11 protein-coding genes are annotated in these 13,908 nt (G+C 67.1%); 6 read left to right on the top strand and 5 right to left on the bottom strand.

The genetic code is table 11. The features are described from left to right. Window positions 1–363: 363 nt before the first annotated feature. Entirely contained in the window at window positions 364–849 is a 486-nt protein-coding gene (locus tag J5837_RS05000) for a DUF421 domain-containing protein (RefSeq protein WP_210535606.1), read from the top strand. Here J5837_RS05000 and hemF read toward each other — a convergent pair. The 4 genes from hemF to J5837_RS04980 form a co-directional block, all read right to left on the bottom strand. Beyond that, the gene (hemF, locus tag J5837_RS04995; RefSeq protein WP_210535605.1) at window positions 846–1,760 is read right to left on the bottom strand and encodes an oxygen-dependent coproporphyrinogen oxidase; all 915 of its coding nucleotides are present in this window, start codon (window positions 1,758–1,760) and stop codon (window positions 846–848) included. The two genes, J5837_RS05000 and hemF, sit on opposite strands and share 4 nt — an antisense overlap. Window positions 1,761–1,865: 105 nt before the next feature. Then, window positions 1,866–2,456 carry a hypothetical protein gene (locus tag J5837_RS04990; RefSeq protein ID WP_210535604.1) on the bottom strand — a complete coding sequence of 197 codons (591 nt, stop codon included), beginning with the start codon at window positions 2,454–2,456 and terminating at the stop codon, window positions 1,866–1,868. Between the two features lie 131 nt (window positions 2,457–2,587). Then, window positions 2,588–3,121: a hypothetical protein gene (locus tag J5837_RS04985; protein ID WP_210535603.1), complete on the bottom strand. Its 534-nt coding sequence runs from the start codon at window positions 3,119–3,121 to the stop codon at window positions 2,588–2,590. After that, on the bottom strand, window positions 3,118–5,478 hold the full coding sequence (locus J5837_RS04980) for an alpha/beta hydrolase family protein (protein WP_210535602.1): 2,361 nt from the start codon (window positions 5,476–5,478) through the stop codon (window positions 3,118–3,120). Before J5837_RS04980 ends, J5837_RS04985 begins: the two co-directional genes overlap by 4 nt. A gap of 148 nt (window positions 5,479–5,626) precedes the next feature. Between J5837_RS04980 and J5837_RS04975 the strand changes: the two genes are divergently transcribed. The 3 genes from J5837_RS04975 to J5837_RS04965 all read left to right on the top strand — a co-directional run bounded on the left by J5837_RS04975 (window position 5,627) and on the right by J5837_RS04965 (window position 9,806). Continuing rightward, window positions 5,627–5,884: a YcgL domain-containing protein gene (locus tag J5837_RS04975; RefSeq protein WP_210535601.1), complete on the top strand. Its 258-nt coding sequence runs from the start codon at window positions 5,627–5,629 to the stop codon at window positions 5,882–5,884. After that, on the top strand, window positions 5,877–9,164 hold the full coding sequence (locus J5837_RS04970; protein WP_210535600.1) for an ankyrin repeat domain-containing protein: 3,288 nt from the start codon (window positions 5,877–5,879) through the stop codon (window positions 9,162–9,164). Before J5837_RS04975 ends, J5837_RS04970 begins: the two co-directional genes overlap by 8 nt. A 174-nt stretch (window positions 9,165–9,338) precedes the next feature. Then, on the top strand, window positions 9,339–9,806 hold the full coding sequence (locus J5837_RS04965) for an REP-associated tyrosine transposase (RefSeq protein ID WP_210535599.1): 468 nt from the start codon (window positions 9,339–9,341) through the stop codon (window positions 9,804–9,806). An 88-nt stretch (window positions 9,807–9,894) separates the two neighbouring features. Here the strand turns inward: J5837_RS04965 and J5837_RS04960 are convergent, their stop codons facing one another. Continuing rightward, the gene (locus J5837_RS04960) at window positions 9,895–11,682 is read right to left on the bottom strand and encodes a monovalent cation:proton antiporter-2 (CPA2) family protein (protein ID WP_210535598.1); all 1,788 of its coding nucleotides are present in this window, start codon (window positions 11,680–11,682) and stop codon (window positions 9,895–9,897) included. Window positions 11,683–11,804: 122 nt separating this feature from the next. Between J5837_RS04960 and J5837_RS04955 the strand changes: the two genes are divergently transcribed. Next, complete coding sequence (locus J5837_RS04955; RefSeq protein WP_244755625.1) at window positions 11,805–12,644, top strand: energy transducer TonB; 840 nt, start codon at window positions 11,805–11,807, stop codon at window positions 12,642–12,644. Window positions 12,645–12,812: 168 nt separating this feature from the next. Then, entirely contained in the window at window positions 12,813–13,574 is a 762-nt protein-coding gene (locus J5837_RS04950; protein ID WP_210535596.1) for an energy transducer TonB, read from the top strand. Window positions 13,575–13,908 lie beyond the last annotated feature (334 nt).

Below are 13,908 nucleotides of genomic sequence, written 5' to 3'. Positions count from 1 at the left end.
TAAATTCCACAGGATTTTTACGATTTTCTTCACATACTGTGTATGTGTTTCGTGTTCCCATAGCACCCGACAGATGCAAGGTCTGTCGCAGATCCCTCCCATCCCCTGGAGCGCGATCTACTGGAACGGCGGCCCCTCCCCAGGCCACGTTCCCTGGCCCCGCCGACCTCCCCCTGGTCTGCGGGGCTTTTTATTGGCCGCCTTTTGGCGGCCAATAAAAACCCAAGGTTTGCTGCGCAAACTTCGGGCCTCGGCTAGTGCACCCAAACCCCCGCGGCTTCGCCACGCCCCCTTTACTAAAGGGGGGCTTTCCTCCATGTGGGAATATCGCGGCTGGAGAGATTCGGGACTTGGGGGCACACGATGGCTGAGTTGTTCCAGATGAACGCGCCGTGGTGGCACTTCGTGCTGCGCGGGGTCGCGATCTACCTCTTGGTGATGGTACTGATCCGGGTGTCGGGAAAGCGCGCGGTCGGCCAGTTCACGCCGTTCGACCTGATCCTGTTGATCCTGATCGGCAACGCGGTGCAGAACGGCATCAATGGCGGCGACAATTCGCTGACCGGCGCGGTGGTGATGGCGTCGACGCTGATCGTGCTGAACTACGCGGTCGCGTGGCTGTCGGCGCGCTATCCGCGCATGCGCAGGCTGGTCGAAGGCGAGCCGGTGCTGGTGGCCCGGGACGGCCACGTCTATCGCAACGTGCTGAAGCGCGAACTGGTCAGCGACGCCGATTTCCGCAAGGCGATGCGCGAGTCGGGATGCGCGCACGAAAACGATATCCGCCTGGCGATCCTGGAAACCAACGGCCACATCACCATCGAAACCCGCGAGGGCCAGACCGGCTAGGCCGCTTCGCCCAGCCAGTCGCGCGGACGCAGGTAATCGGCCAGGCGCGCTTCGGCGCTGCCGGCTTCGGGCTGGAAGCCATATTCCCAGCGCACCCGCGGCGGCAGGCTCATCAGGATGCTCTCCGCGCGGCCGCCGCTCTGTAGGCCGAACAGGGTGCCGCGGTCGTAGACCAGGTTGAACTCGACGTAGCGGCCGCGCCGGTACAACTGGAATTCGCGTTCGCGCTCGCCGTGCGGCGTGTCCTTGCGGCGCTCGACGATCGGCAGGTAGGCGTCGAGGAAACCGTCGCCGACCGCGCGCAGATAGGCGAAGTCGCGCTCGAAGTCGTCGTGCAGGTCGTCGAAGAACAGGCCGCCGACGCCGCGCGTTTCGTTGCGGTGCTTCAGGAAGAAGTATTCGTCGCACCAGCGCTTGTGCGCGGCATAGCGCTCCGCGCCGCCGAATGGCTCGCACAGGTCGCGTGCGGTGCGGTGCCAGAGGCGCACGTCTTCGTCGAACGGGTAGAACGGGGTCAGGTCGAAGCCGCCACCGAACCACCAGGCCACGGTTTCGCCGTCGCGCTCGGCGCGGAAATGGCGCACGTTGGCGTGGGTGGTGGGCAGGTACGGATTGCGCGGGTGAAACACCAGCGACACGCCGACCGCGCGCCACGCCGCGCCGGCCAGTTCCGGCCGCGCCGCGCTCGCCGAAGGCGGCAACCGCGTGCCGGACACATCGGAAAAGCCGATGCCGGCCTGCTCGAACACCGCCCCGTCGCGCAGCACGCGCGTGCGCCCGCCGCCGCCCTCGGGGCGCTGCCAGTTGTCTTCGGCAAAGCGCGCGCTGCCATCGGCGGCCTCGATGGCGGCGCAGATGCGGTCCTGCAGGTCGGTCAGGTAGGCGCGGACGGGGTCGATCGAATTCTCCATGCGCGCATTGTAGATGCTGTGGCGCGGAGTACCGTGGGAGCGGCTACAGCCGCGATCTAACGGTGCGGAGAAGCCTCGCGGCCGCAGCCGCACCCACAAGTGCCGTCAGCGAACGAACTCGTCGCGCACCTTGCGCGTGGTGAATTTCCACGCCACCCAGCCGAGCAGGGCGGCGATCAGCAGGCCCACCGCGCCGCCCATCAGCATCGCCACGTTCGTCATCGTTTCGGCGAACTCCTCCGGCATCGCCTGGCCCGGCGGCATCGCGGCGTTCTGCGCGGCCAGCGTACCTCCGACGATCTGCCGCATCATCCACAGCGAACCGAATTGCCAGGCCACGCCGAGCAGCAGGAAAGCGATGAAGGCGATGCGCGCCCAGTCGCGGCGCTTCAACAGGTTCCACGACACCCAGGCGAACAGCGATGACAGGACCAGTTCGATGCTGCCGACCAGCAGCGTGTGGGTGTAGAGCCACTGCATCAGCGGTGGCAACGATAGCGGCTGCCCCGCGGGATTCATCATGCGCAGGTAGAAATCCTTCGGCATGAACAAACCGCCGAGGACCTGGGTCAGCCCGTAGAACGCGCCCAGAAGCGCCAGCGCGAAGGCGATCCAGCCGATGACGGTGACGAAACTGCCCGTGGGCCGCAGCTGCGTGGCAGCGAGTGGTGGAAGTTCGGGAGGCGTCGCGCTCATCGTGTTCTCCGTTGGCGTGTTCCGAATGGCTGTCGTCGATTGTAGGAGCGTCCTTCAGGGCGCGACCATGGATCCGGTTCGCGAGGTCGATTCGTTGGATGGCGCACCGGGTCGCGCCCTGAAGGACGCTCCTACGGGGAAGCAGCGAGAGCGAATTCCGCGCGGACCGTCGGCGAGCACAACTTCCACACGATGGCCCCGTGCAGCACCACCACCAGGACGGCGCCCAACCACATCATCGTCCGCATCGCGGATTGCAGCGATTGCAGCATCGGGTCCATGTCTTCACCGCCGCCGAGACCATCGAGGATGTGGCCGAACCACGCTGCCCCCACGATGCCCGCCAGCGCGCCGAGCACGAGGAAGCCGATGAAGCCGAGCCGGCCCCATTCGCGCCGCTTCAGCAATCCCCAGGAGACCCAGGCGAACAGCGCCGAAGACAGCAGCGACAGCAGGTTGAGCAGTTGCAGGTGACCGAACATCCAGGCAAGCGCGGGAGGCAGGCTCGCTTCGGTGCCTTCCAACGGCTGCAGCATCGCCTCGACCGGCAACGCCGGCAGCAACGCGGCCTGCATCAGCCCCGACACGGCGCCCAGCACGCCCAGCGCGATGGAAATCCACGCCATCACGGTGACGAAGGAACTGCCAGTGCCCGGCGGGTTCATTTCAGGTTGTCCTCGAACAGCTTCAGCACCCGCTTGTACTCGTCCAGCCACGAATCCGCGCGGGTGAAGCCGTGCCGCTCCAGGGGATACGGCGCGATGCTCCAGTTGTCCTTGTGCAGTTCGATCAGCTTCTGGGTCAGGTCGACCGAGTCCTTGAAGAACACGTTGTCGTCGATCATGCCGTGGGCGATCAGCAGGTGGTCCTGCAGGCCGGCGGCGTACTCGATCGGCGAAGAGGTCTTGTACGCCTCGGGGTCGAGTTCCGGCGTGTTGAGGATGTTGCTGGTGTACTCGTGGTTGTACTGGGTCCAGTCGACCACCGGGCGCAGCGCGGCGCCGGCCTTGAATACGCCCGGCTTGCGGAACAGCGCCATGAAGGTCATGAAGCCGCCGTAGCTGCCGCCGTAGATGCCGGCCCGGTCGCGGTCGCCCTGCTTGTTCGCGACCAGCCAGTCGAGGCCGTCGAGATAGTCGTCGAGCTCCGGGTGGCCCATGTTGCGGTAGATCGCGGTACGCCAGTCGCGGCCGTAGCCTTCGCTGCCGCGATAATCGAGGTCGAGCACCACGTAGCCCTTCTGCACCAGCAGGTTATGGAACATCTGCTCGCGGAAGTAGTTCGGGTAACGATCGCTGACGTTCTGCAGGTAACCGGCGCCGTGCACGAACATCACGATCGGGTATTTGCGGCCCGGTTCGTATTGCTTCGGACCGTAGAACTTGCCCCAGACCGTGCCGGGGCCATGTTTCGACGGCACCTGCACCATTTCCGGCTGGATCCATTCGCGTGACTTGAACGCGGCGCTGCGCGTGTCGGTCAGCGGGTGCGCCTGTCCGCCGTTCGTGGACACCACGCTGAGCTGCGGCGGCAGGTAACTGGAGGAATGCCGCACCAGCAAGCTCGATCCGTCCGGAGACAGGCTGAAATCCTCGACGCCGCGCAGCGAGGTGACTTCGCGGACCTCGCCGCCGCCGGTGCCGACCGCACAGACTTCATAGACGCCGGGCCGCTGGCGGTTGCACAGGAAGAACAGCGCGCGGCCGTCGGCCGACACCTGCGGCTGCGAGGCTTCCCAATGCCCCGAAGTCAGCGCGCGCGGCTTGCCGCCATCGCTGGCATACAGGTGCGACCAGCCCTTTTCCTCGGACAGCCACCACAGCGTGCGGCTGTCCGGCAGCCAGCCGAAATCGTTGAAGCCCCAGTTGATCCATGCGTCGTCGTGCAGGCGATGGCGCGGCTGCAGCTTCGCGTTGGCGAGGTCGATCGTGGCGATCCAGCGGTCCTTGTTGTCGATCGCGCGGACCATCACCGCGGCGCTGCGGCCGTCGTCGCTCCAGCGCAGGTTGGAAGCGTCGCCGTTGTCGCCGCTGGTGGCGACCTGCACGTCGCGGTTGCCTTTCAGCGGTTCCTTGCCTGCCCGCTTGCGCAGCGCGGCCAACGGATCGTCGGCGATGCCGGGCAGGGCGTCGAACTTCAGCTCGCGCACCGACGCGCCGGCCGCATCGACCAGCCACAACTTCTGCCCCGGTGGCGTATTGCGGCCGACGCGGGTGTGGGTTTCCTCGAATTCCTCGTACCCGGATTCGGTCACGTACTTGGGCATCTTGCCGGCCTGGCCAGGGTCGGCGCCCTTCGGCTGGGTCACCACCAGCAGCCAGCGCGCGTCCGGGGACAGCGCGCTGTCGATGATGGTGACGTCGTCGCCCAGGTAGGCCGGCAACGGCGCACGGGTCGGATCGGCGCGGCGCCAGGCCTCGGCCTGCTTGCGCGCTTCCTCGCGCAGGGCGCGGTCCTTCGCCAGCGTCTGCAGGGTGCGCAATTGCTGTTCGCGCAGCGCGTCGGGCTTGGGTGCGGCGTCGGGATCCTTTTCCGCCTTGACGATCGCCGCCTGGGCCACGCCGCCCTGTGGCGTCCAGCGGAACCAGTCGGTGCCTGCGCGCCAGACCACGCCGCCGTCCGGGGAAAAGCGCGGCTGGCTTTCGACCGCTTCGCTGCGGGTCAACTGGGTCAATGCGCCGCTGCGCAGGTCGCGGACGAAGATGTCGCCGTTGCGGACGAAGGCCATGCGCGTGCGCTGCGCGTCGTAGGCTGCCGCAGGCGCATCGAGCGAGCCGCGCTCGCCATCGCCGATGCGTTGTGCCGCGCCGCCCGCGACCGGCTGGACGAAGGTGTCGCGGACCAGGCTGCCTTCGCGCTTCAGCGTGTACTGCACGGACTTGCCGTCCCAGGCCCACCAGGCTTGTTCGACCGGCGGACCGATCCAGTCCGGGTCGGCCATGACCTGTTCGATGGTCAGGGGCACGTCCTGCGCGATGGCGACGGCAGGCAGGAACAGGACGGCAAGCAGGGCGGAGCGCATCGAATCGGACCCGGGTCGTGGCGAAGCCGCAAGGTTAACAGTCCGTGCACGAAGCCGACCGGGAGGCTGCGGCGAACGCGCGCGCGGGTTCCGCCGCTTGCGCATTTCCCGCACAATTCAGCTTGTTCCCCGCAGGGCCGGCGCCTGGATGCAAGCCTACGTCTACAAAAGCCAGCGCAAGGCCGACACTTTCGTGTACCTGGCCGCGCGCGACGACTTCGCCCGCCTGCCGGAACCATTGCGCACCCAACTGGGCCCGCTCGGCTTCGTGCTGGAAGTGGCGCTGACCCCCGAGCGCAAGCTGGCCCGCGAAGACGTGGAAGTGGTGCGCAACAACCTGGCCGCGCGCGGTTTCCACATCCAGTTCCCACCGCAAGTCGTGCCCGGCGAGCGTGCCGATGGCTGAGGCGAACGCGCGCTCCCACGCCCGCATCGCCACCGGTTTGGCGGTAGTCGTCGCGGCGCTGGGCGGGTTCGGCGAATGGCCGGCCGTCGTCGCGGCACTGCTGGCGCAGTCTTTGGCCGCGCTGGGCGTTTCCTGGTGGCGGGGCAGTCGGGCGCCGGGTTTCGCCGGGCGTGATGCCGGCACGCTGCTTGCGTCGTGGGCCGGCGGCTTCGCCGGGGCCGCCCTGCTGTCGGCGTGGCCGCTGCAGGCATTGCGCGGCAGCGGCAGCCTGGGCGCCGCGTTGGGGCTGAGCGCAGCCATCGCCGCCATCGTGCTGGCGCTGTGGTGGAGTTGGCCGCTGTGGTGGGGACTGGAACGCGAAGGCGGCCGACGCCCTGCCCTCGCCGGCCGCCACGTATGGACCTGGAGCGGCCTGGGCGTCGCCGCATTGCTGGCGTTGGTGTTGGCCGGCGGCATTGTCTTGGCCTGGCCGGGGCTGCTCGCTGCGCCGTTGCGCTGGCCGTTCGCCATCGTCTACGCACTGCTGCTGCCGGTGCTGCATTGGGGCGTGCAGCGCGCGCCGCAGGCCGAAGCCCTGGCCGAAGTCGAACTTTCGCCGCGCGAATCTTCGTTCGATTTGCCGGTGGTCGAAATGAAGGCGCCCGCGGTTTCCGAGCCGCCGTCGAACCCCGCGCGCGGCCTGGAGCCGGATCGCGCCGCGCAAGCCGAGTTGTACGAAGCCGCGCGTACCGGCCGGGTCGAGCGCGCGCTGCAATTGCTCGATGCCGGCGCCGACGCGCACGCGATGCCGCCCGCCGACAGTCGCGACCAGCGCAGCCTCGCCGCGCTCGCCGCGGTATTGCCCGACCTGCGCCTGTTGCGCGCACTGATCGCACGCGGCGTGAACCTCAACCTCGCCCAGGCCGGCGTGACCCCGCTGCTGGCCGCGACTCGCGACAGCTGGCACGGTCGGCCCGATGCGGTGACCACCCTGCTGGCCAACGGCGCCGATCCGCGCGCCACCGATGCCGACGGCAACACGCCGCTGCACCACGCCGCGCGCAGTTCCGATCCGGGCGTCGCCGCGTTGCTGCGCGATGCCGCGGCCGAGATCGACGCGCTGAACGCCGATGGCTTCACCCCGCTCGGCATCGCCTGCATCGCCGGCAACTGGCGCCTGGCCAAGTTCCTGCTCGAACGCGGCGCGAAACCCGAACCGCCGCGCGGCCAGCCCGTCCTGCTGGCTGCCGCCGCGACCGAGGAAGACGATCCCGCCGGCGTGCAGTTGCTGCTGAAGTACAAGGCCAAGGCCGACACCCGCAACGCGAGCGGCCGCAGCGCGCTGCACGAAGCCGCGCTCGCCGGGCACGTGGAAATCATCGATATCCTGCTGGCCGCCGGCGCCGATGTTCAGGCGGCCGACGCGCAGGGGCGCACGCCGTGGCTCGAAGCCGCGCGCGGCGCACGTCTTCCCGCGCTGGAAAAACTTGCCGCCGCCGGCGCGCCCGCCGCGGTGAACGATGCCGAAGGCCGCAATGCGCTGCATCTCGCCAGCGCCGCCGAAGACGTGTCGCCGGCCTTGGTGCGGCGCCTGCTGGAATGGGGTGTCGATCCGGAGCAGGTCGATGCTGCGGGCAAGCGCCCGATCGATGTCGCCGCGTCCGCCGGCCGCTGGTCGCTGGTATCGGCGCTCGACCCGGACTATGCATTGCCCGCGGCGGTGCGCCCCGGCGACGAACCCGCGCCGGACCGCGCGCCGCTCGGCCTGCTGCGCGACGCCTTGCAGGAAGGCCGCAGCGATGGCCTCGACGCGCTGGTCAGGCTGTGCACCGCCGACGAGCTGGGCGGACTGCTGCACGATCCCGATCTCGATGCCGGTGCGCTGCGCTGGCTGCTCGCCCATGGCGCGCGCTTCGAAGTGGTGAATGGCGTCGGCGAAACGCCGCTGTTCGCCCTGCTGGGCCTGGGCCGCACCGCACTGCCGTCGCTGCGCGTGCTGCTGGATGCCGGCGCTTCGCCGGCCGGCGCGGGAGGCTTGGCGCGTTGGCTGGGCGCGGCGACTTCGCCTTCGCCCGACGTCGAAAATCTCGCGTTGGAACTGTTGGAGCGCGGTGCCGATCCGTTCGCGCCCTCGAAGCATGGCGATCCGACGCTGGCGCTGGCCGTGCGCCTCGATGCGCCGCGCCTGCTCGAACGCCTGCTGGACATCGGCGTGAACCTGGAAGCGCGCGACCCGCGCGGCATGACCGCGCTGCACCTGGCCGCGGCGCTGGGCCGCGAGTCGGCGCTGAAGCGCTTGATCGCGCACGGTGCTGCCCCCGGCGCGCGCGCCGCGGACGGGCAGACGCCACTGGGCGTGACTCTCGCCGCCGGCCGCCGCGACCTCGCCGACTGGCTGGATTGGCGCGGCTGGCCGCTGCCGCGCCGCGCGTTGCGCGCCGCCGACCTGCCGGCCGCGGCGATGGCCGGCGACGCCGATGCGGTACGGCGACTGCTTGATCTCGGCTTCGCCGTCGATTCCGTCGACGAGCAGGGCTGCACCGCGCTGCTGCGCGCGGCTGGCGGTGGCCATCGCGCCACGGTCGACGTGCTGCTGGCGCGGGGCGCCGATCCGCAACGCGCGGCGAACACCGGCGCCACGCCCCTGTCGGCGGCGGTCAGCATGCGCCAGGCGGAGATCGTCGCGGTGCTGCTGCAGGCCGGCGCGCAACTCGAACACCGCCTGCCCGGCGGCGTCACCGTGCTGATGCTGGCCGCGGCGTTGGGACTGCCCGACATCGTCGCGCGCTTGCTCAGCGCAGGCGCCGACGTGCACGCCAGCGATGCGCAAGGCTTGACCCCGCTGCATTGCGCTGCGCTGTACGGCTTCGTCGCCCGCGACCGTTCGCGCCTGGTCGCGTTGTTCGACACCTTGTTGTTGGCCGGCGCCGAGGCGGAAAGCGTCGCCGCCGGCGCGGTGACGCCGTTGTTGCTGTTGCTGGGCGCACGCGCGGAGCCGGGCACCGCCTGCGACGAGGACGTGGTGCTGGCCGCGCTGGAGCGCCTGCTGGACGAGGAAGTCTCGCTGGACGTGCAGGATCCGCGCGGTTTCGGCCCGCTGCACCTGGCCGCATTGCATGGCTTGCTGCAAGTGGTGCAGCGCCTGTTGCGTGCCGGCGCCGACCCCGACTTGCGCGATGCGTTGAACCGCAGCCCGCGCGAAATCGCGGTGATGCGCGGCTTCGTCGATGTCGCCGCGCAATTCGCCCCGGCCATCCCTGGTGCGCCGCTGGCCCGCTTCCTGCGCGAGCCGCGCGCGTAATCCGTCACCGCTTTGTAGAGCCGAGCATGCTCGGCTGCTCTTGATTTTTCCCGCGGCTTGGCGAAAAGCAGCCGAGCATGCTCGGCTCTACAAGGCCCCGCTGGGAAATTCCCTACACCATGTGATGGAACGTTCCGATTTTGCGTCGCCGGCAGGTTCGCCACGCTTCGGTGCATGGCCAGCCCTCGATTGCAATCCGGCCGCATTTCGCAATGCGGCGCCTGCTACTCAGTCACCATCGTGGTTCGCGACCGAAGGCCGATGCTTTCGCTCCGGCACAATGCGGGCATTGTCGTGGACGAATTGCGGCGTTTGGCATCGAAAAACACCGTCACCCACATCGCCTGGGTGCTGATGCCGGATCACGTGCATTGGCTGTTCCGTCTGAATAATGGATCGCTCAGTCGTTGCGTGCAGGCATTGAAAGCGCGCTCCGCGAGGGCTATCCACCAATACGAAAACGAAACAGGGCCGTTGTGGCAGGCTGGCTACTACGATCATCGTCTTCGCGATGAGCGCGATCTGCACGCGCAAGCCCGCTATCTCGTCGAGAATCCCTTGCGCAAGGGTTTAGTGGAGCGGGTTGAGGACTACCCGTTCTGGTGGTGCCGATGGATAACCGGTTCGGCCGATCTGCTTTGAGCCTTGTAGAGCCGAGCACGCTCGGCTGCTCCTGGTTCTTCTCACAATCTGGCGAAAGCAGCCGAGCATGCTCGGCTCCACAAAGAGACTACGTCTTCGGCGCGGCTTCCTGCGCGTCCGCTTCGAACAACTTCTCCAGATCGGCGCGCGCGCCCATCGAGGCCTGGATCAGCGCGTTCTCGTCGTCGTAGACCAGATGCTGTTCGCGCAGCAGCTTCTCGTCGTGCAGGCGGAAGCGATGCGCATGGTCGCGGGCCACTTCGGCCGGCACGCCCAGCGCCTGCAGGACCTCCTCGCCCATTTCCAAGCTGGAACCGAAGGTCTCACGGAACACTTCCGCGCCCAGATCCATCAGCCGCCACGCATGCTGGCGATCGCGTGCGCGGGCGAATACCTTGGCCTTCGGATACATGCGCCGGATCAGCCGCGTCACCCGCACGTTGGTGTCCACGTCGTCCACCGCCACCACGAACACCTTGACGTTCTGCGCGCCGGCCGCCCGCAACAACTCGGGCCGGGTCGGATCGCCGTAGAACAGCCGGTTGCCGAAGCGGCGCAGGGTGTCGACCTGCTCTGCGCTGTGCTCCAGCGCGACGAAGCGAATGTGTTGCGCGGTCAGCAGACGCGCGATGATCTGGCCGAAGCGGCCCATGCCGGCGATCAGCACCTGCGATTCGTCGTCGGGGATCGCGTCGAACTCGCGCGCCTGCTTCGGCTTGCCGTCGGGTAGCTTGGCCAACAGCTTGGTCAAGCCGATCAGCAGCAACGGCGTCAGCGCCATCGACACGCCGACGATCGCCACCAGCCGGTCGTGGCTGGTGCCGTCGAGCAGGCCGAAGCGTTCTGCATCGTTGAACACGACGAACGCGAATTCGCCGCCCAGCCACAGCACGCTGCCCAGCAACACCGCCTCGCGCTTGCGCAGGTCGCCCGGATGCAGGCCGATGAAGAACAGGATGGCGAACTTCACCAGCAGCAGCGCCAGCACGCCGGCGGCGATGATCTGCGGTTCGGCGACCACCCGGTCGACATTGATGCCCATGCCCACGGCGATGAAGAACAGGCCCAGCAGCAGGCCTTCGAACGGCCGGATCTGCGATTCCAGTTCGTGGCGGAACTCGGAATCGGCCAGCATCACGCCGGCGAGGAACGCGCCCAGCCCGGCGCTCAATCCGGCCAGCTGCATGAACCACGCCGTGCCCAGCACCACCAGCAAGGCGCTGGCGGTGAACACCTCGGGCATGCGCGTGCGTGCAACCACGCGGAACAGACTGCGCAACAGCACGCGCCCGCCCAGCACCACGATGGCGATCGCGCCGACCGCCTTCAGTATCGCCACCGGATTGAAGCCTTCCTGTTGCGCGCCGCCGAGGATGGGAATCGCGGCCAGCAACGGGATCGCGGCGAGGTCCTGGAACAGCAGGATGGCGAAACCGAGGCGCCCGTATTCGGTCGCCAGTTCCTTGCGTTCGCCCATCAGCTGCAGGCTGACGGCGGTCGAAGACAGGGCCAGGCCCAAGCCGACCACCAGCGCGGCCTTCCACGACAACCCCGTGGCCAGCGTCATCGCACCCAGCGCCAGCGCGCTGAGCGCGACCTGCAGGCTACCGGCGCCGAACACCGGCTTGCGCATCACCCGCAGCCGCGCCGGCGACAGTTCCAGGCCGATCACGAACAGCAGCATCACCACGCCGATTTCCGACGCGTTGAGGATGCGGTCGGCGTCGCGCACTACCCCATAGCCATACGGCCCCAGCACCACGCCGGTCGCCAGGTAGGCCAGCACCGCGCCCAGGCCGAAGCGCTTGAACAGCGGCACCGCGGCCACCGCGGCCAGCAAAAACACCAATGTCAGTTCCAGACCGCCGCCGTGCATGGGCACCTCCTTGGGTGGGCATTATGCGGGGTGGCCGGGTCGTGCTGTTGAACGGCGGCAGGGGTGGGAATAGGCTGTCGCGACGCGACTCAGGGAGAGGGGATATGCGCAAGGCGTTGGGGATGTTCCTGCTGCTGGCAGCGGCAAATTTCGCTTCTGCTGCGGGCAATGGTCCAGGCGCGGTGCGCAAGCAGGCCGAGGCGAGCTTGCTGGTCACCGGTACCATCGCTATCGAGGCGGATGGCAGCGTGTCGGCGGTAGATCTGGATTCTCCGGAGAAGCTCCCGAAGGGTATTGCGGCATTCGTGGGCGGCAGCGCCGCCGACTGGCACTTCGAGCCGGTCCTCGCTGATGGCAAGCCAGTCGCGGTACGCACGAAGATGAGTGTGCGACTGGTGGGGAAATCGGCGGGCAAAGGCCAGATGACGGTGTCGATTCGGGGCGCGGAATTCGGCGACTACCAAGCCCGGCCGGAAGCCGAGCGCATTACCGGTCGCAAGATGACTCCGCCAGGCTATCCCGAAAGCGCCGCGCAAGTCGGCGCGCAGGGCACAGTCTATCTGCTGATACGAATCGCGTCCGACGGCAGCGTCAGTGACGTCGCGACCGAACAGGTGAACTTGCGGATCATCGCCAGCGAACCGCAAATGAATCTGTTCCGCAACCAGTTCGCACGGACCGCGATCGTCGCCGCACGCCGTTGGACATTCAAGCCGCCGACCGAAGGCGAAGATGCCCGGCAAACGCAGTGGGCGGTGCGGATACCGGTCGATTTCACCTTCGGCGACAAGCGCGAATACGGGGAGTGGGAAGCCTATGTGCCTGGGCCGCGCGAACGCATCGCTTGGGCCCAACAGGATGACGCCGCCTTTACGCCAGATGCATTGCCGGAAGGCGGCATCTATCTCGCCGGAAGCAAGGGTCCGAAGCTGCTGACTTCGTTGGGAGACGAAGGTATTTGACGGTGACGGTGGCGAGCCATTGGTGACGATTCATCTAAATGGAGAACGGACGAGGTAAGAATCGAAGAAGGATGTGTTGCGGACCATCAGCGGGTTAGTTCAGGCTGAAAAGCCGAAATTCGATTTTCTCGGACGTTCGCTGTGGGTAGATCACAATTGGAGACGAAAATGAGGACGTGGGCTCTGGGAACTCTTGCTTTGGTGCTGACGACAGCTGCCGGTGTTTCGGCGAAAGAGGACAAGGAAGGAGAGAAGCTCGTTGCGTTCAACGTTTCCGTCCGCGTCGACGTAGATGCTGCCGGTAACCCGGTCAAGGTAGAGGCACCTGCCGATTTACCGGAAACGATCCGAGACTTTGTCGAAAAACGTGTTACCGCCTGGCAATACGAGCCTGCCAAGATCGGTGGCGTGCCACAGTCGGCCACCACATATGTCGGGGTGAAAGCTTGCGCAGTGCCCGTGGCCGGCGGGTATCGGCTGGGCGTTGACTTCAACAGCAACGGGCTGCGAAGCGCCGACGACAAACCACTGCTTCCGCCGGCGTACCCAAGGACCGCGGCGCGAAGTGGAACCGATGCCGAATTCGTCCTGATCCTTGGCGTCGATGCGAATGGTCGCGCGATGATCGATAGCATCGAGCGGAAGGAAATTTCGTCCCGCGCTGGGGCGCACGAATTCGAGCCTGTTCTGCGCAATTGGGTTAGAACCTTGCGCTTCGATCCGGAACTCGTGGCTGGCAAGCCGGTGCCCGGCAAGGTCAAAGTGCCGGTTAATTTTTCAACGCAGGGCTTTGATCGGCAAGCGATGCAGGATGAATTGCAAGCCAAGGCAAAGGTATCGCGCGAGTGCCGATTGGCCGAAAGGGACGCCGGGTTGAAGCCGGTCGCGGTGAATCCCGTCGTGCAGGTGACACCGGCGCCTGCCGGCTAGAAGAGGTGTGTGGTCTGACAAAAAGCCCCGCATCGCGGGGCCTTTTCTTGCGGCGGAAGGCCAATCGCTTACCGCTTCATCGAAGCGAAGAACTCGTCGTTGGACTTGGTGTTCTTCATCTTGTCCAGCAGGAATTCCATCGCCGCGATCTCGTCCATCGGGTGCAGCAAAAACCCTACTAATTAAAGGGTTACTTACCCTGCCTTGACCGGAATGGGGGTCAAGGTCGGGGGTCAAGGTTCGCTCTCTGGAGGTCTCCAGTCAATCATGGGGATCCCTCTCTACGTATCCTTCGGGGAGAATGGGGTTCCGGGCCCCGCGTCGGGTTTCGTCG

Origin of the sequence: Pseudoxanthomonas helianthi (assembly GCF_017939625.1) — a bacterium.
Taxonomy (GTDB): domain Bacteria; phylum Pseudomonadota; class Gammaproteobacteria; order Xanthomonadales; family Xanthomonadaceae; genus Pseudoxanthomonas_A; species Pseudoxanthomonas_A helianthi.
This window is presented reverse-complemented; position numbering and strand designations above follow the sequence as displayed.